The 17152-nt window shown below is 62.3% G+C and carries 16 protein-coding genes; 15 read left to right on the top strand and 1 reads right to left on the bottom strand.

Annotated elements, in window-relative coordinates; genetic code table 11:
* Positions 1-133: 133 nt before the first annotated feature.
* The 8 genes from B5V02_RS32155 to B5V02_RS32120 all read left to right on the top strand — a co-directional run bounded on the left by B5V02_RS32155 (position 134) and on the right by B5V02_RS32120 (position 9623).
* The gene (locus tag B5V02_RS32155; RefSeq protein ID WP_167458757.1) at positions 134-1780 is read left to right on the top strand and encodes an ABC transporter ATP-binding protein; all 1647 of its coding nucleotides are present in this window, start codon (positions 134-136) and stop codon (positions 1778-1780) included.
* Positions 1781-2057: 277 nt separating this feature from the next.
* On the top strand, positions 2058-2552 hold the full coding sequence (locus tag B5V02_RS32150; RefSeq protein WP_111548018.1) for a MarR family winged helix-turn-helix transcriptional regulator: 495 nt from the start codon (positions 2058-2060) through the stop codon (positions 2550-2552).
* Positions 2549-3268 (top strand): SDR family NAD(P)-dependent oxidoreductase, encoded by a 720-nt coding sequence (locus B5V02_RS32145; RefSeq protein ID WP_167458756.1) that lies wholly within the window; start codon positions 2549-2551, stop codon positions 3266-3268. The genes B5V02_RS32150 and B5V02_RS32145 overlap by 4 nt, the downstream gene beginning before the upstream one ends.
* A gap of 2 nt (positions 3269-3270) precedes the next feature.
* A complete protein-coding gene (locus B5V02_RS32140) occupies positions 3271-4602 on the top strand; it encodes an NAD(P)/FAD-dependent oxidoreductase (protein ID WP_111548016.1) in 1332 nt (443 codons plus the stop codon).
* 59 nt (positions 4603-4661) lie between these two features.
* Positions 4662-6332 carry a peptide ABC transporter substrate-binding protein gene (locus tag B5V02_RS32135; protein WP_111548015.1) on the top strand — a complete coding sequence of 557 codons (1671 nt, stop codon included), beginning with the start codon at positions 4662-4664 and terminating at the stop codon, positions 6330-6332.
* Positions 6333-6439: 107 nt separating this feature from the next.
* Positions 6440-7390 carry an ABC transporter permease gene (locus B5V02_RS32130; protein ID WP_111548066.1) on the top strand — a complete coding sequence of 317 codons (951 nt, stop codon included), beginning with the start codon at positions 6440-6442 and terminating at the stop codon, positions 7388-7390.
* An 11-nt stretch (positions 7391-7401) separates the two neighbouring features.
* Positions 7402-8289 carry an ABC transporter permease gene (locus B5V02_RS32125; protein ID WP_111548014.1) on the top strand — a complete coding sequence of 296 codons (888 nt, stop codon included), beginning with the start codon at positions 7402-7404 and terminating at the stop codon, positions 8287-8289.
* An 11-nt stretch (positions 8290-8300) separates the two neighbouring features.
* Entirely contained in the window at positions 8301-9623 is a 1323-nt protein-coding gene (locus B5V02_RS32120) for an NAD(P)/FAD-dependent oxidoreductase (RefSeq protein ID WP_111548065.1), read from the top strand.
* Between the two features lie 41 nt (positions 9624-9664).
* Here the strand turns inward: B5V02_RS32120 and B5V02_RS32115 are convergent, their stop codons facing one another.
* Positions 9665-10282 (bottom strand): SdpI family protein, encoded by a 618-nt coding sequence (locus tag B5V02_RS32115; RefSeq protein WP_167458755.1) that lies wholly within the window; start codon positions 10280-10282, stop codon positions 9665-9667.
* A gap of 352 nt (positions 10283-10634) precedes the next feature.
* On the opposite strand from B5V02_RS32115, the gene B5V02_RS32110 reads away from it, so the two are divergent.
* The 7 genes from B5V02_RS32110 to B5V02_RS32080 all read left to right on the top strand — a co-directional run bounded on the left by B5V02_RS32110 (position 10635) and on the right by B5V02_RS32080 (position 17152).
* Complete coding sequence (locus tag B5V02_RS32110) at positions 10635-11153, top strand: hypothetical protein (RefSeq protein ID WP_111548012.1); 519 nt, start codon at positions 10635-10637, stop codon at positions 11151-11153.
* A 43-nt stretch (positions 11154-11196) separates the two neighbouring features.
* Positions 11197-11742, top strand: coding sequence for a hypothetical protein (locus tag B5V02_RS32105; protein WP_111548011.1), 546 nt, complete (start codon positions 11197-11199; stop codon positions 11740-11742).
* A 12-nt stretch (positions 11743-11754) separates the two neighbouring features.
* On the top strand, positions 11755-13101 hold the full coding sequence (locus B5V02_RS32100; RefSeq protein WP_111548010.1) for a radical SAM/SPASM domain-containing protein: 1347 nt from the start codon (positions 11755-11757) through the stop codon (positions 13099-13101).
* Positions 13098-14297 carry a radical SAM protein gene (locus B5V02_RS32095; RefSeq protein WP_111548009.1) on the top strand — a complete coding sequence of 400 codons (1200 nt, stop codon included), beginning with the start codon at positions 13098-13100 and terminating at the stop codon, positions 14295-14297. Before B5V02_RS32100 ends, B5V02_RS32095 begins: the two co-directional genes overlap by 4 nt.
* Before the next feature lie 209 nt (positions 14298-14506).
* Complete coding sequence (locus B5V02_RS32090; protein ID WP_146606193.1) at positions 14507-15532, top strand: carboxypeptidase-like regulatory domain-containing protein; 1026 nt, start codon at positions 14507-14509, stop codon at positions 15530-15532.
* A 119-nt stretch (positions 15533-15651) separates the two neighbouring features.
* Positions 15652-16617, top strand: coding sequence for a radical SAM protein (locus B5V02_RS32085; protein WP_146606192.1), 966 nt, complete (start codon positions 15652-15654; stop codon positions 16615-16617).
* On the top strand, positions 16607-17152 hold the full coding sequence (locus B5V02_RS32080) for a hypothetical protein (RefSeq protein ID WP_111548006.1): 546 nt from the start codon (positions 16607-16609) through the stop codon (positions 17150-17152). Before B5V02_RS32085 ends, B5V02_RS32080 begins: the two co-directional genes overlap by 11 nt.

Genomic DNA, 17152 nt, shown 5'->3' with positions numbered 1-17152 from the left:
GGATATTTTTTGCACGGGGCGCCAATGGTTCGTCGGCTAGCCGACAAATGAAACAGTCGTCGGGGCTTGCGCTGAAGGTAGGACATGCGGCTAGTATGCGCAGTCAGATCATTGGATTTCGAAAGGCCAAGCAATGCCGCCGAGCGAAATGACCACCCACGAGCCGGGCGAGAAAACTGTTCTCTCTGTTCGAAATCTGACCGTCCGGCTGCCCCAGAACATGGAACGGGAGAACGCAGTCGAAAACATATCCTTCGACATGAGGAAGGGTGAGATGCTCTGCATCGTCGGTGAATCCGGCTCTGGCAAGTCGGTCACCGCAAACGCCATCATGGGTCTGCTGCCGTCTTCGGTGCGAATTGCGCAGGGAAGCATCCTGTTCAAAGGTCACGATCTCGCAAGCGCCGGGGAAGACGTGATGCGGAGCCTGCGTGGCCGTTCGGTCTCCATCATCTTCCAGGATCCGCTGTCGGCACTCAATCCGCTGATGACAGTCGGCCAGCAGGTGGCCGAGGTTATGGAAGCACACCGGTCAGGCACCTCGGCGACCCGCGCCAAGGCGGTCATCGATTTGCTTGGCGAAGTCGGCCTGCCGGAGCCGGAGGTTCTGCGCCACCAGTATCCGTTCCAGCTCTCTGGCGGGCAACGCCAGCGCGTCATGATCGCCATGGCGCTGGCGCTCAAGCCCGACCTGCTGATCGCCGACGAGCCGACGACGGCTCTCGACGTCACCACCCAGGCGCAGATCCTTGCCCTGATCCGGCGGCTACAGCGCGAAAAGAACATGAGCGTGATGTTCATCACGCACGATTTTGGCGTTGTCGCGGAAATCGCCGATCGCGTTATCGTCATGGAGAAAGGCGCGATGGTCGAACAAGGAGCCAGCGCCGACGTGCTGGGCAATCCCAGCCATCCCTACACCAGGCGACTGATCGCCGCCGTCCCGCATATGATCGAGAACGAGGCGAAGGCGCGTGAGGATGCTCCGATCGTGCTGGAGGCGCACAAACTCGACAAGACCTACCGGCCGGGCATCGGCTTCTTCTCGCGGTCCCGCACCGTGCATGCCGTCAAGCAGGTCAGCTTCGAGGTTCGCCAGGGCAGAACGCTCGGCATCGTTGGTGAGTCCGGCTCGGGGAAATCGTCGCTGGGCCGCGTCCTGCTGAAACTCCTGGACTGCGACGGAGGCACCATCCTGTTCGACGGCAAAGATATCGCCGCACTTTCGAACTCCGAATTCCGGCCGATGCGGCCGCACATCCAGATGATCTTCCAGGATCCGTTCGCCTCGCTCAATCCGCGGCAGACGATCGCCAAGATCCTCACCGTCGGCCCGATGGCGCACGGCCTGTCCGCCCGGGAGGCGCGCGCGAAGGCGCTGCAGCTGCTGCGTCTGGTCGGGCTCGACGAGGGTGCCTACGACCGCTTTCCGCATGAGTTCTCAGGCGGCCAGCGTCAGCGGATCGGCATCGCACGGGCCCTGATGATGGACCCCAAGGTCCTGGTCGCCGACGAAGCGGTCTCCGCTCTCGACGTCTCCATCCAGGCGCAGATCCTCGATCTGCTGGCCACCATCCAGGAAGAAATGAAGATCGCCATGATCTTCATCACTCACGACCTGAGGGTGGCAAGCCGCATCTGCGACGAAATTCTGGTGATGAACCGCGGCGAGGTCGTGGAGTGCGGCCCGCCGTCGCAGATATTCCGGTCGCCACGTCACCCCTATACAAGGCAACTGATCTCCGCCATTCCCGGCAAGGAATGGGTCCCTGCCGCCTGAGCGGTCGGCGACGCTGAAGATCCCCTGACCTTCCCTGAACCACGACTGGCCGTGCCGCAAAGGCGCGGCTGCAAGCCTGTTCTTCGATCGGGACGCCCGATGCGTGCCGTCCAGGTCGTCCGGCGGAGCAGAGCAGAATAGTTGCGTTTGTCCACTAAAAGTAGTTGCATTTGTCCACTACTCGCTCAATCATGCCCTGGAAGACCCTCGACAACCCCGGATGGGGCTGCGGCGATCTCGATGAAGGCTGTCCACGACAGCCTCTGGAGAGTGTTCGATGCCGGTGAAGAAGAACAAAGGTCCGCCCTATCCTGTCGAGACGGTCGGACTGGATGTCCTCGAAGACACGTTGAGCTTCTATATCCGCAGCATCAACATAGCGCTCTCGCGTGATCTCGATGAGCGCCTGGAAGGTCTCGATGTCGCCCGGGGAACGGGCAAGATCACCACCCTGCTCCTTGTCGACAGCCACCCAGGAATACGGCCCTCGGTCATCGCCCAGCTCATCATGAGAGATCGCTCTGCCATGGGCAGGCTGGTCGACCAAATGATCGATCATGACTTGATAACGCGCCGGAACGCGCCGGACGACGGACGCGCACAGGAGCTCCACATCACCAAAAAAGGGGCAGACCTCGCTCGCAAGGTGCGCAAGATCGCCACCAAGCAATCCAGCGATTTCTTCGCGGGTGTGCCCGAGAAAGACCAGAAGCGCCTGCTGGACATATTGCGGCGCGTCTACCGCCGCACCGCGGGACTCGACCAACAATGAGAGAACCGGCAGGAAGCAGAGCCGGCCAGCGTGTGGCACTCGTGTCCGGTGCCAGCCGCGGCATCGGTGCGGCTTGCGCCCGGCACCTGTTCGAAACGGGCTGGACATTGTCGCTTGGCATGCGCGAACCGGTGCAGCCAGAGTGGGCCGATAGCGAACGCGTCCGCGTGTTCCCCTACGATGCCGCGGAAGCCGACAGCGAGCGGGCGTGGGTCGACGGCACTATCGACGACTTCAACCGGATCGACGCAGTTGTCGCCAGCGCCGGCATCATGATTCCTAAGTCGGTCATCGATGTCGATGACGCGGATCTCGACCGCATGTTCGAGATCAACGTCAAAGCTCCGCGCCGTCTGGTGCGCGCGTCATGGGCAGCGCTTGCGGCGAGCCGCGCGGGCCGGGTGATCATCCTCGCCTCGCTGTCGGGCAAGCGGGTCAAGTCGGTGACAGCAGGCTCCTACTCGATCTCCAAATTTGCCGCCGTCGCGCTGTCCCACGGCATCCGGCAGGCGGGGTGGGATCTCGGAATTCGAGCCACGGCCGTCTGTCCCGGTTTCGTCGCCACTGACATGGCCCGTGGCATAACCGATCGCGACGGTGCGCTGATGACCGACCCGGACGACCTCGCACGCATCATCGGCTTGCTTCTCGATCTGCCCGACCATGCGAGCGTCGCGGAGTTTTCCATCAATTGCCAGCTCGAGGAGTCCTACTGAGCATGCCCGGACCGTTCGTCGTCCCCGTTCATGGAGATACCGAGCTGCCAAAGGAGGTGGACTGCGTCGTCATCGGCGGCGGCATCATCGGCACCTCGACAGCACTGGAACTGGCCGAGAGAGGCTTGCGGGTGGCCCTGTGCGAGAAGGGCGGCATCGGACAGGAACAGTCCAGCCGCAACTGGGGCTGGGTTCGCATTTCCCGGCGGGATCCACGCGAGGTTCCGCTGATGGCGGAAGCCCTGCGGATATGGGCGAGGCTCTCCGAACGGACGGGACGAGACACCGGCTATGCCCGGGCCGGAATTGTCTTCACCTGCGCTGACGACAAGGAATACGACCAGCACGAACGCTGGGGACGCCATCTCCAGGGCTATCAGCTCGAGTCGCGAATGATCGGCGCGGGTGAACTGCGTGACCTTCTCCCCGGCTCCAATCTTGATGTCAAAGGGGCGCTCTACACGCCCGCCGACGGTCGCGCCGAGCCGCAGAAGGCGGCACCCGCAATTGCCGAAGCCGCACGCGACCGCGGCGCCGCCATCCTGACGGAATGTGCCGTGCGTGGCGTGGAGACGACGAACGGCGCCGTCTCGGGCGTGGTGACCGAACGTGGCTTCATTGCCTGCAAGGCGGTCGTCCTTGCCGGAGGAGCCTGGTCGAACCTCTTTTGCGGAACGCTTGGTCTCAACCTGCCGCAGTTGAAGGTCATGAACACGGTTCTTCGCACGACGCCGGTCGAGAACGGGCCTGACCAGGCCGTGTGGGCAAACAACTTCGCCATACGCAAGCGCCAGGACGGCGGCTACACCATCGCCTCCAGCATGACCAATCTCGTCGACATCGTGCCGAACTCCTTTCGCTTTGCGCGCGATTTTCTTCCGGCCTGGAAGACAGAGTGGCGATCACTGCAATTCCGCCTGGGGGGTCGTTTCCTTGACGAGGCAAGGATGCCGACCCGCTGGGCGATGGATGAGGCGAGCCCCTTCGAATACTGCCGCGTACTCGATCCAAAGCCTTCCAAAAAAAGCTCGGAGCGCGTCCTTGCAAATGCCCGCAAGGCATTTCCGGTTCTTGAAAAAGCACAGGTGGCGCAGCGCTGGGCCGGCTATATCGACGTCACGCCCGACGCCGTTCCCGTCATTTCGGCTGTCGACAGCGTTCCCGGCTTTCATGTGGCGACCGGCTTCTCGGGCCATGGTTTCGGCATCGGCCCCGCGGCAGGCAGGCTGATGGCCGACATCGTCACCGGACGGCCGCCAATCGTCGATCCCAAGGATTTCCGGTGGTCGCGGTTTTCGGACGGATCGAAGGTCGCACCGATCACTGGATTATAAGCGCTCCGACAAGAGAGCGTGACGCAGCGAAAGTGGAACACTATGAAAAGGAGCTTCCAATGTCAGATAAGAGCAGCAGCACAATCTTTCGACCGACGCGTCGTCAGGCGCTTGGAATGGCAATCGCCGGCGCCGCCGGCCTCACCATGCCCAACCTGACCGGAGCTGGCAGGGCCTTTGCGGCAACCCCGCCGAGCGAACCCAAGGGACAGGTGATCGTCGGCTTTTCCCAGGAGCCCACCGTCTTCAACCCGCATTTGCCGCATATCGAGGTCGACGAAGGCATTCACTTCAGCGTCTTCGATCCGCTGTTTGGTGTCGATCCCAAGGGCAATTTCTTCCCCGCGCTCGCCAAGGAAGTGCCGACCGTCGAAAACGGCGGCATCTCTGCTGACGGGCTCGAGTGGCACGTCAAGCTGCGCGACGACGTGAAGTGGCATGACGGACAGCCGTTCACCGCCGAGGACGTCAAGTTCACGCTGGAACTGCTGGTCGACCCGAAGTTTCGCAGCTGGCGACGCGCCGGCCACGAGCTCGTCCAGGATCTCACTGTCGTCTCGCCAACCGAGATCAAATGGAAGATGAAAGAGCCTTACGCGCCCTACCCGTCGATCCTGGCCGCGACCTTCATCGTTCCCAAACATGTGCTCGGGGCGGCGGAAGACAAGAACACCGCGCCGTTCAACAATGCCCCGATCGGCACTGGTCCGTTCAAATGGGTGGAACGCATGGCCGGCGACCATATCGAACTGGCCGCCAACACCGACTACTTCGCCGACGGCCCCTACCTGAAGAGCCTGATCTACAAGTACATTCCGGATCTGACCGTTCTCTACACACAGTTCAAGACCGGTGATATCGACGTTATCGGACTACAGTGGGTCACAGCCGACCACTATGAGGAAGCCAAGGCATTGAGCGGAACGTCGGTCGCCGTCATTCCCGCCGCCACGGTCGAGTCGCTCAGCTTCAACATGGAGCGCCCCCAGTTCAAGGAACTCGCCGTTCGCCAGGCGCTGTACCATGCGCTGGACAAGAAGACGATCATCGACGCCCTCTACTATGGGCTGCCGGCCCCGACCGAAACCTACATGCCGCAGCAGTCCTTCTACTACAATCCGGATTTGCCGAAGCAGGAATACGACCAGGACAAGGCAAAGAAACTGCTGGACGACGCCGGCTGGGTCCCCGGCGCGGACGGCATCCGCGTCAAGGACGGTGTCCGCCTCTCGTTCAAGAACTCGACCACGGCGGGCAATCACATCCGCGAACAGGCGCAGCAGTTCATCCAGCAATCGTATCGCGACATCGGCGTCGAGGTGGTGATCTCCAACCTGCCGCCGGCCGTGATGTGGGGCGACTACTGGATGAAGTCGGAATTCGATTCCGTCGTCGTCGGCATCAACTTCCTGACGGGCTCCGATCCCGACACTTCGGACTATCTCAGCTCGAAGTCGATTCCGGCCAAGGGTGGCGCCGGCCAGAACACCTGGCAGTATGCCAGCCCGGAGGTGGACAAGCTGCTCGAATCCGGCGGTGTCGAATTCGTGCCGGAGAAACGCAAGCAGGCCTACCTGAAAATCCAGCAGACCGTGCGCAACGACCTGCCATTCCTGCCGATGTTCCAATACGCGACGGTCCGCGGACACAAGTCCGGTGTCGAAGGCGTCGAGCCGAACATCAATGTGCGCATCGACTCCTGGGACGTGGCCACCTGGCACTGGGCATAGCCCGCGCAAACGAGGCCGGGCCGGTGATAACCGGCTCGGCCTGCATAGCCGACAAGGCGCCTCTGGCGCGACTGTATCCGACGGACACCAAAACGGAGACAACCGGCATGCTTCGCTATCTGCTGGGACGCTTCTGGCAAAGTCTCGTCCTGCTCCTGCTGGTTTCGGTGATCGGCTTTGCCGTCCTGAACCTGGCTCCGGGCGGACCGCTCTCGCAATTCACTCTCACGCCAGGAATGACGCAGGCCGATCTTGACCGGATCGCCACGCAAATGGGACTCAATCGCCCTCTTCCCATCCAGTACCTCGACTGGCTAACCCACCTGCTTCGCGGTGACTGGGGTCATTCCTACCGGGACGGCAGGCCCGTGCTCGACATCATCTGGGAGCACCTTGTCGCGACATTGCTGCTGATGGGCGTATCGACCGCGATCGCCATCTTTGTCGGCACCTGGATCGGTGTCCTGGGCGCGCTTAGACGATACTCGATCTTCGACTACGCGGCGACGGTCGGCGCGATGGTGGCATTGTCGATCCCGACCTTCTGGTTCGGGTTGATCGCGATCTACATCTTCTCGCTGCGGCTCCGATGGCTGCCGGCCGGCAACATGTACACGATCGGCAATGGCTCGCTCGGCGACTACGCGATCCATCTCATCATGCCGAGCATCGTTCTTGCGCTGGTCAATGTCGCCGTGTGGAGCCGCTATATGCGCACCGCGACGCTCGACGTCATCAGTCAGGATTTCGTCCGAACGGCCCGAGCCAAGGGGCTGAGTTCCCGACGCGTGTTGATCCGCCACATCCTCGGAAACGCCCTGCTGCCGATGATCACCCTGCTGGGGTTGCAACTGCCGACGATACTGGGTGGCGCATTGGTGACGGAAACGGTCTTCACCTGGCCCGGCATGGGACGGCTGTTCCTCGATAGCCTTGGATACAGTGATTACCCCGTCGTGATGGGGCTGCTGATGATGTCCGCAGTCCTCGTCCTGGTCGGCAATCTGGCCGCGGACCTCACCGTCGCATTCGTCGATCCGCGCATTCGATTGAGCTGAGGAACGAAGAGATGACCCAGTCGGAATTCCTCGTTCCCACCCATTCCAGCCAACGCTGGTGGCGTAGCCGCTCCGTGCGCCGATTTGCCCGTCATCGACTGGCGATGTTCGGCCTGGTGATGATCATCGTTCTGGTCCTCGCATGCGTCTTCGGCCCATTGCTGTTGCCCTTTGACGATCTCTACATCGACCTACGTGGCCGGTTCTCGCCGCCGTTCACGGGCTATCATTTCTTCGGCACCGATCCGCTAGGGCGCGACATCGCGGCGCGCCTCTTTATGGCCGGCCGCATTTCGCTGCTAGTCGGCTTCGCTGCCATGCTCATCAGCACCGTCTTCGGCACCGTGCTCGGGATTGCTGCCGGCTTCTTCGGCGGCCGCATCGGCACGGTGCTGATGCGTTTCGTCGACGCGATGCTGTCCTTCCCCAACATCTTCCTGCTGCTGGCGATGGCAGCCTTCATCAAGCCGAGCCCAATCATGATCACCCTGATCATCGCGGCAACGAGCTGGATGGAAATCGCGCGCATCGTCGAGGCGGAAGTGCGTTCGCTGCGCGAACGCGACTTCATCGTCGCCGCCCGCATGCTTGGGCTCAGCAACAGCCACATCATGTTTCGCGAGCTGCTGCCCAATGCGATCGGCCCGATCATCGTCGCGGCCACGCTTACCGTTGCCCGCGCCATCCTTCTGGAAGCCTATGTCAGCTTCCTCGGCTACGGCATCCAGCCTCCGCTGCCGAGCTGGGGAAACATGCTGAACGGCGCCCAGCAATATCTCGACAGCGCGCCGTGGCTGGCAATCGTTCCTGGCGCCGCCATCACCCTGGCGGTCACGAGTTTCAACTTCATCGGCGACGGGTTGCGCGATGCGCTCGACGCGCGAAGCGACATGCTGTGAGGCCGCCCGGCATGGCAAGGTTCTCGCCGTTTGAAGTCTCGCTCTGGTATGCGACCGCGGCGCCGCCGCCGGAGACCAGCCCTCTGCAAGGACGCAGGCGGGCGGACGTCTGCATCGTCGGCGGTGGCTACACCGGTTTGACCACGGCACTCGAGCTCGCCCGCGCCGGCATAGACGTGGTTCTGCTCGAAGCCCAGGAGATCGGGTTCGGCGGCTCTGGGCGCAATGCCGGCCACTGTACGCCAACCTTCACCCACTACAGCCTGCCCGAACTGCGTGCCATGCTCGGCGAGCCGTGGGCCGAAAGGCTGATCGCCCGGCAGACAGGAGCCAACGGACAGGTCGCCGGGATGATCGAGCGCTATGGCATCGATTGCGAATGGCAGCAGAGCGGCTACGTCATGGGCGCGCTTACGCCAGGCGCCGTCGCCAAGCTCGAGGCAAAGGCGCAGCAGTACAATGCCGTTGGCGCCAAGACGCAGGTGCTCGACAGACAGGCGACCGAGGAGATGACCGGCAGCCCGCGATATCATGGCGGCTGGTTTCATTCCGAGGCTGGTCACCTCAATCCATTGGGATACGCAAGAGGCCTGGCCCGTGCCGTTATGGAGGAAGGTGGCGCAATCCACACGGGGTCACCGGTCCGCGACGTCGTGCGGCAGGATGGTGCCTGGGCAGTGCATGCCGGCGAAGGAACCGTCGTCGCCGACAAGGTCATCTTTGCGACCGGCGCCTACACCGTCGACGGATGGCCCGGCCTCGACCGGACCTACAAGATCCAGAGGGTGTTCGTCGCCGCCACCCAACCGCTGACCGCCAGCGAACGCCAAACCATCCTGCCGCGCAACACGACGATGCATGATGGCCGCGGCGACATCTTCGTCCACAAGTACAACGCCGAGGGACGCATCGTCGCCTCGATGTTCCCGATGGGTCGTCGCGGAAGGGACATGGCGTTCACACACCGCCTCATGTCCGATCGCCTGCGCTGGCTTCATCCGCAGCTCAGCAGCGAGTTGAGATGGGAGTATTTCTGGTTCGGCGAACTGGACATGCAGAAGCGCACCATCCCGCGATTCTATCAACTCGCGCCGGGCGTCGTCGCGTTGACGGGGCTATCCGGTCGCGGCGTGCCGACCGGAAGCATGCTCGGCGGCATACTCGGCGAATGGGCGAAGGGCGTCCCGGAAAAAGACCTTTCGCTGAAGCTCGAACCGCTCCGGCGGGCACCCTTCTTCATGTCGTTCGCTCCGGCCGCGATGTTACGATACTATCGCGTCTCGGACTGGCTGCGGGCAAAAGCCAGCGGATCTCAGCTCCCACCCCACGCCTAGCCAGGATCGAATGGAAGATTTCGCGACGCTTGGATTGCGTATCACCTTTGGCCGTTCAGTCGCCGGGATATCCACCACGAATAGGCCACACATGCGAGTGCTGCGGTCAGCAGGATAACCAGCACGGCTGGACCGACGCGATCGTCCGACAAGCCGAAAAGAGGCAGCGACGCGGTGAGCATCCCGGCCGCCGGAAAGACGAGGCCGCCGAAACGGTGGGTTCTCGTCCAGACATCCCGATCCCCAAGGGTCCAGGGTGTTCTGATCCCGAACCATCGGTTGGGTTGCAGGAACGGCATTCGCGCACCGACGACGGTCATGATCACTCCCAGGACAATCGGCATCAGCCGAAACCGGTTCGTCTGGAATCCAAGCGCAGAAGCAATCAAGAAGGCCTGCGGCAGGATGAGCAGCACAAGGCCGGTGAGCCACACCTGGTCCGGCGCGAGGCTTCTTGCGGGTTCGCCGGGCGCCTGCCTGCTCTCGACCTGCCGCCTCGGCCACAGCTGCAGGACCATCCACAGCAAGGCGAGCAGCGCCGGCGCACCAAGCAATGCGACCCAGCGGCCCGCAAAGACGTCGGCTTCGCCCGACGCCGACCAGTGGACCGCAATGCGTGCATCCGGCGACGTGAAGAGCGCCGCGACGATGCCGCTCAATACCATCAGAACGAGCGCTATCAGCCTTCGGTGAATGAGAGGTCTCCCCGTTCGATCATTTGCTGTTTGGAATGCCGGTCCGCGGCACCGCAAGGGGATGCTGCCCCGAATCGGCGTCAGGATCAACAGCATGGCCAAACACGGCCTCGCGTTCGATGTGAGGCCGATTGTAAACCATTTCTTAACTCAAATTAGCAACGGTTAAATAACGTACTTTTCTTGCCTGGAAACTGGCGCTAGGGTAGTAATCTTTAAGTTTTGGCCGCGAATTTGGAAACAATATTACGCTGGCAAACTGACGACTGTCACATTCGAGAGGCATGACCGACGCGCTCAACGTAGGGGGGAACCTATGGTGTCGCCTTATGCAGATTTCATCAAGAAGCTCCACGGGGACAAAGCGTTCCGGCAGGCATTCGCCGACGATCCGCGTAGCGTTCTTCGCGCGAGCGGGCTCGATCCAGACCTCCTTGACCTGCCGTCCAAAATCGATTTCGACGCGCTGGAACGCCGTATCGACGGGCGAATTTCCTCTGCTCCGCCGGATACAGCCACACTGAGCCATGCGTCGGCACAGGAACTGTGGGACAGGTTCAATTTCATCCGCGTCAACTATGATCTCCCGTCGCCGTCGACCCCAGCAACGAGCATCATCTACGGTACGACGGCAACCACCTCCGTCATATCCCTTGTTACGGCGCAGGGCAGCGCAGCCCGAATGGATGTGGAGTTAGCGCGTCTCGGCCGGCTGCGTAATTTGACCCGGCTGCCAGGAACGGCCCTCAGTTTTGCGGTCGGCGGACCGGATGGAAGAGCACTGCACGGCCTCGGCATCGAAGCGATCAGGGCGCTGGTCGGCCGCCTGCGTTGACCGGCCCGACGCCCGCAAGCATGTGAAGAACAGGGAGCTTGTCATGGGAACCGAAGCGGCGAGTTTCATCAACCGATTGCGCAAGGACAAGGACTTTCGCCACCGCTTTGTCCGATCGCCCAAGGACGTGTTGTCCGAAGAGGGGCTGAACCCCGACGTGCTGGCGCTTCCGGACCGCATCGACGAACGGGATCTCCTGAAGAAACTCGACCACGTGTTTTCAGGGCGAGAGTGGCAAGACGAGTTCGCACGGGCCAATCCTGAGACGTTGACGGCCGGGGAGTTGTGGGAGCGGTTCGGCGTGATCGGTTGGAAGGGTTCGGCAGCCGCGGGCAGCAAATCCGGGATCGACGTGTCGGTTGCCGCGGCGGTGGTCATCTATGGCGTCTCCGTGGTGACGTCCTCATCTACGCAAGTAGCGGCCGCCGGATCGTTGGCCATGACATCGGTCGAGCAGTTGAGGTCACTGCGCGAACTGGCTCGCTTTCCAAAGGAGAAGCTCCGCTTCTCCATCGTCGGGCCGGATGGCGTTGCCATCGAGGGCGTGAACGCCGACATGCTCGCCGCCTTTCTCTCACGTGTGAAGTGATGGTGCGCTGCAATGCTTGACGTTTACGATGGCGATCCAACGAAGACGGTGCGCTGGTGGTCCGGGCCGTCCGAGCCACCACGCGTCTGCGTCTGGGAAATCACGCTGAAGTGCGATCTCGGATGCCGGCATTGCGGTTCGCGGGCAGGCGCTGAACGCCCTGGTGAACTGACGCTCGAGGAGGCGCTCGACACCGTGAAGCAGCTTGCGGCGCTTGGCGTTCGCGAGGTCACTCTCATCGGCGGTGAGGCCTATTTGCGGGATGACTGGGTCGACATCGCCAGCGCGGTCACCAAGGCCGGAATGGCCTGCACTATGGTGACGGGCGGCTATCGCCTCGATGATTTCCGCATCCAGGAAGCGCTCGCGGCCGGCATCAGGCGGATCGGCGTGTCGATCGACGGCATCGGCGCGACGCACGACCACCTTCGCGGCCGCATCGGCAGCTACGAAGCAGCACTCGACGCGGCGAGACGGATCATGGCCACTGGCCGGATCGGCCTCAGCGTCAACACCCAGATCAACCGGCTTAGCCTGCCGGAATTGCCGGCGCTTGCGGAACTGCTGGTCGAGATCGGCGCGAGCGCCTGGCAGGTGCAGCTGACGGTCGCTCTCGGCCGCGCGGCCGACCGTCCGGGCCTTCTGCTGCAACCCTACGATATGCTGAACGTGATGCCGCTGCTCGCAAGGCTCAAGCGGACGGTACTGGAGCCGGGCGGCGTCCAGCTCTTCCCTGGCAACAATATCGGCTATTTCGGTCCGCATGAGCCCTATCTGCGCTACGGCGGCGCCAACGGGCATGCCTGGAGCGGTTGCCTCGCGGGCCAGGCTGCGCTGGGTCTTGAAGCAGACGGCACATTGAAGGGCTGCCCCTCCTTGCCGAGCGTCGACTATGGTGCAGGCTCGGTGCGCACCAGCACCATCGAGGACATGTGGCGGTCGAGCGAGCGTATACGCGGCCTCGGCGCCAGGACGCGCTCCGATCTGTGGGGTTTCTGCGCCACCTGCGAACACGCCGATCGGTGCAAGGCCGGCTGCACATGGACGGCACATGCGCTGTTCGGGCGCCCCGGCAACAACCCGTTTTGCCACCACCGGGCATTGACGCTCGCGGGACAGGGCCTGCGCGAGCGGATCCGTCTGGTCGAGCGTGCCCCCGGCGTGCCGTTCGACTACGGCCGCTTTGAGATCATCGAGGAGCCGCTCGATGGCGAGGAAGGCTATCAAGGCGGGCTCGAGGAGCTTGCCGCGCTCGCGACGCTCTTGGGCGCAGCCGGCAGCGGTGTCTGGTCGAACGCCGGGCTGCGGGCGGCGACGGCAAAGACGGCGCAGCCCCGTCGCCGCGAGGTCGCACCATGAACGCGACCGGCAATGACGTTCAACGCCCGCTCGAACTGGGAATCATGTTCACGCACCGCTGCCCGATCGCATGCCGCCATTGCGGCATCCTTTCCGGCCCGGACAATTTCGACAGCATGGCCATGGAATTGGCGGAGCGCTGCATCACTGAGGCGGCCTCACTCGATCCCAAGCCGGCGACGATCGTCTTCACCGGCGGCGAGCCGATGATGTACCCGCACCACCTGGAGCGTCTGCTGGGCGTGGCCAACCTGCTGGGATTTGCGACACGCGTGATCACCAACGGTTTTTGGGGTCGCAATCAAGCCACCGGTCGGCGCATTCTCTACCGGCTGCAGCTCGCCGGGCTTGATTCCCTCAACTTCAGTGCCGACAAATATCACCTGGAATTCCTTCCTGCCGAGGTTTTCCGTCGCGCAATCGAGATCGCCTGGGAGGCAGGCTTTCCGGTCATCGTCAACACGGTCCTCAACATGCCGGGTGATCCCGTCGCCCTGTTCTCGCAACTCTATGGCATACCGACCGATAAGATCCGCCTCTTCGACGAGGACGAATTCATCAGGCAGGTGGCTACCGATACCGTGCCGTCCGAATTGACACACATGGTCAATCTCTCGTTCGGCAGGCTTGTCGGCCTCGGACGCGCCGCCGAATACCCCGAAGAGCACTACCGCTCGGAACTTGCCACCTACTCGTACACGCCCTGCCAAGAAGTGGTGAACCGACCGGTCATCTACCCCGACGGCAGTTTTCAGGCGTGCTGCTGCGCCGGCGGCAAGATCGCAAGCTTCACGGTCGGCAACGTCCGTGAGCGTTCGCTCGCGGATCTGTTCGACGAGATGCGAATGCGGACGCATTTCCGGTTCATAAATCAGTTCGGTCCGCGCGCACTTCATGAGGCGATTGCGGAAATGAGTCCTGAGCGCTCCTGCGCCCCTGACGGCTACGCCTCGATTTGCGACGCCTGCGTCGCGGCCACGAAAGGCTTGTGCGCGAAGGAAGTCGATGCCCGTCTCGATCACTGGCTGCTCAAGCGATTTCTCGAGAAGGATGAAATTTCGGCCGGGAGCGGATCGAGGCCGCCGGAGCTGGCTGAGCGTGATGATGAAAGCGTGGCCGCGGTCGACTTTCTGGACGCCAGCCGGCGACTAGCTGCTTCGACGGAAGGTATGAAAATGTTCCACCGGATCACTTGAAAATCTAATATAAGTAACATATGATAAAAAAATCTGGAACAGTGGTCGATATCTGCGCTGATATTTAGTCGGCGATAGGTATTTTTTGAATATCTGATAGATATATTCTTCTCCATCGAATTTATAGTTCGTTTGGCGATTATAACTCTGGGTAATGACGGATTTTCGGAGCGTCGATGGTTATATCGATGCGGCAGGAGCGGCGTCCCATGAGCATGCTTTCTCCGGTTGACCAAGCGACATCGTCGACGGTCGCGTGCTGTCTTGAGCTGGAAATACGCGACGAGCACGGACGGCTTCCACAAGGAAACATGTTCCCGGTGCTGACCCATATCGACAGCGGACGCACCTGGCGCGTCCTTCGCTATGCCCGCGCCTTCGACGGTTTGCTGTTCAGGGCTTTGCCGCCCGGCCATTTCAGGCTGCATGTTGCGAGCCCACGCCACGAAACGGTGCAGATGGAGATCGTCCTTGCTGCAGGCGGGCGCGAGCGGATCAATCTGCAACTGAAAAGAAAGCCGGGGCGCGAACCGCTGATCATCGATATCGGCGGCGCCGACAAGGATACGCTGATCCCTGCCCGCCATTCGGTCTCGCGGCTCATGTCCAGTCTGCTCAGTGATCGCGCCGTCCTCAGCGCGGTCGAGGCACCGCTTGACGCGTTGGGTGCAATCGAGGACAGCGAGCGGCACCATGTCCGGCGGCTGCTTTGCGTAGGCTTTCCCATCCCGCGCCGGCCGCTTGCCCAGCGGCTGTTCTGGAGCATTGTCGACCGGCGCTGCCGTCTCGAGGCCTTGCTGGCTACGGTGTTCGCCAATGAGGCGGTCGCCGAAATGCTGGATTGTGACCCAGCTCAGGTGGCGGATGAAGCGCGGACGGCCGTCGACGGACTGGACCGCCTGGATATCGCCGACGCGTTGATGATGCTGGCGCTCTACAGCGCGCCGTGGAAGGCGGTGATGTCCGAGGTTTGCCGCACCCAGGCGGGAATTCGCGATGTGCTGATTCCGGCCGGCCTTGCCCACATGCTGCGGCCCGATGCAAACCCGGCAATCCCGACGCGGCCGAGCGCGCGCGGGCGCTGGGCCGGCCAGCCGTCCGACCAGACCGTGCTCGATGCAGGTCCGCTGATAGCGCGCATCGCCCTGGTGATAGCTGGCGCGTCCGAGGCACAGCCGGCCTATTTCGCCCTGTTCGACCCGGTCCTGAGACAGATGCGGGAGGGCAACGCATGACCGCCGGCAGGAAACCAACCACACTGACCTTGCTGACGTCCTACCAATGCACGGCGGCCTGCGAGAACTGCTGCTTCGCGTCGCATCCCGGGATCGCGGAGAAACTGCCGCTATCGCGCATGCTCGATGCCATCGAGCAAGCAGCGGAGATGGCATCGATGAAGCTTGTGGTCTTCTCCGGCGGCGAATGCTTCATGCTGGAAGATGAGCTTGTCGTGGCGGTTGCGCGCTGCACCGAGCGAGGGCTCGCCAGCCGGTGTGTCACCAATGGCTATTGGGCGAAGTCGGCGCAAGCCGCGCATGCACGCCTCGAGCCGCTCTACAGGGCGGGTCTGCGTGAAATCAACTTGAGCACCGGCGATCATCATCAGCAGTTCGTGCCGGTCGAGCGCATCGCCTATGGCGCAGCGGCCGCGATCGGGCTCGGCATGAATGCCGTCGTCGTGGTGGAACGCGAGATGGACCGGACTTTTCATGCCCAGGGACTGCTCTCTCACCCGGCGATGGCGGCGATCCGCGACCATCCCAACCTCATTGTGTTCGACAGTCCCTGGATGGCGATGGAGGATCGCGATTCCGTGCGGCATGGCCCCGCCAGCCTGACGAACCACCTGAACATTCACCGCCGCGCCCCGTGCGAAAGCGTGCTGGACACGATGGTGGTCAATCCGCGCGGCGAGGTCGGCGCCTGCTGCGGTTTGACGCGCGAACAGATTCCCGAAATGCAGATCGGATCGCTTGAAGAGGCAACGCTCGTGGAACTCGCGGAAGCCGCCGGCAACGATTTCCTCAAGATATGGCTCGCGGTGGAGGGGCCGGAGCACATACTCGCCTGGGCTTCCACGATCGATCCACGCATCGACTGGGAGAATCGTTTCAATCATCACTGTGACGCATGCCGCGCGCTCTATGACGATGCATTGGTGCGCGACGTGCTTGCCCACCATTGGCGCGAGCGGCGCGACGACGTCCTTTACCGTTATCGGCTGGCTCATCAAAAACCCGAGGCAGAATGGCCGGACCAGTCCAACCGGCATGCGCCAATCGCCTCATCCCGGCAGGAGGCCATGAATCATGCACGATAGCGATCTCATCAGAAAACTCGTCACCGATAACCCTCCGGAAAAAGTCCGGAACCTGTCAGAAAGACTCGCGTCCGACCCGAGCCTACTCGAGAAATTCGTCGACAAACCATCAGCCGTGCTGAAGGATCACGGCCTTGCGGTGAGCGGCGACATCAAGCTCGGCGACCGTGAAAAGGCGATGATCCGGATGTTCTCCGATCCCCGCGTCATCGAATTGTACAATAACGGCAAGATCGACGACCTGCGCGCGCACATCACGGACAAGTACAAGGAAATCGTGATCACCAATCCCGGCGACACACACGCAGTGGCGGTCGCGGATTTCGACGTGGCGATCGAGGTCGAGGTCGTCGCCGTTGCCGTGGCCGTCGCGGCGATCGTTGTAGCAGGTGCGGCCGACAGGTTTTCCAAGCTGGCAACGATCGAAGCCGAGGCGGGAATTCTCAGCGCCAAGGTGGCGGCGCTCGAGGCTCGGGTCAATCTTGTCGACAAGCTCGATGCGAAGGTCACCCGTCTCGAGCAGCGCATTCGCTGA

The sequence above is a fragment of the Mesorhizobium kowhaii genome, from assembly GCF_003253745.1.
Classification (GTDB): domain Bacteria; phylum Pseudomonadota; class Alphaproteobacteria; order Rhizobiales; family Rhizobiaceae; genus Mesorhizobium; species Mesorhizobium kowhaii.
The sequence above is the reverse complement of the archived record's forward strand: the minus strand, read 5'-3'. Positions and strand labels throughout refer to the sequence as shown.

Bases quoted from the DNA above. Each gene is read 5' to 3' on its own strand.
- B5V02_RS32145 (WP_167458756.1), top strand. From the start codon at position 2,549: ATGAGAGAACCGGCAGGAAGCAGAGCCGGCCAGCGTGTGGCACTCGTG.
- B5V02_RS32140 (WP_111548016.1), top strand. From the start codon at position 3,271: ATGCCCGGACCGTTCGTCGTCCCCGTTCATGGAGATACCGAGCTGCCA.
- B5V02_RS32120 (WP_111548065.1), top strand. From the start codon at position 8,301: ATGGCAAGGTTCTCGCCGTTTGAAGTCTCGCTCTGGTATGCGACCGCG.
- B5V02_RS32095 (WP_111548009.1), top strand. From the start codon at position 13,098: ATGAACGCGACCGGCAATGACGTTCAACGCCCGCTCGAACTGGGAATC.
- B5V02_RS32100 (WP_111548010.1), top strand. From the start codon at position 11,755: ATGCTTGACGTTTACGATGGCGATCCAACGAAGACGGTGCGCTGGTGG.
- B5V02_RS32080 (WP_111548006.1), top strand. From the start codon at position 16,607: ATGCACGATAGCGATCTCATCAGAAAACTCGTCACCGATAACCCTCCG.
- B5V02_RS32150 (WP_111548018.1), top strand. From the start codon at position 2,058: ATGCCGGTGAAGAAGAACAAAGGTCCGCCCTATCCTGTCGAGACGGTC.
- B5V02_RS32085 (WP_146606192.1), top strand. From the start codon at position 15,652: ATGCTCGATGCCATCGAGCAAGCAGCGGAGATGGCATCGATGAAGCTT.
- B5V02_RS32155 (WP_167458757.1), top strand. From the start codon at position 134: ATGCCGCCGAGCGAAATGACCACCCACGAGCCGGGCGAGAAAACTGTT.
- B5V02_RS32125 (WP_111548014.1), top strand. From the start codon at position 7,402: ATGACCCAGTCGGAATTCCTCGTTCCCACCCATTCCAGCCAACGCTGG.
- B5V02_RS32130 (WP_111548066.1), top strand. From the start codon at position 6,440: ATGCTTCGCTATCTGCTGGGACGCTTCTGGCAAAGTCTCGTCCTGCTC.
- B5V02_RS32135 (WP_111548015.1), top strand. From the start codon at position 4,662: ATGTCAGATAAGAGCAGCAGCACAATCTTTCGACCGACGCGTCGTCAG.
- B5V02_RS32110 (WP_111548012.1), top strand. From the start codon at position 10,635: ATGGTGTCGCCTTATGCAGATTTCATCAAGAAGCTCCACGGGGACAAA.
- B5V02_RS32090 (WP_146606193.1), top strand. From the start codon at position 14,507: ATGAGCATGCTTTCTCCGGTTGACCAAGCGACATCGTCGACGGTCGCG.
- B5V02_RS32105 (WP_111548011.1), top strand. From the start codon at position 11,197: ATGGGAACCGAAGCGGCGAGTTTCATCAACCGATTGCGCAAGGACAAG.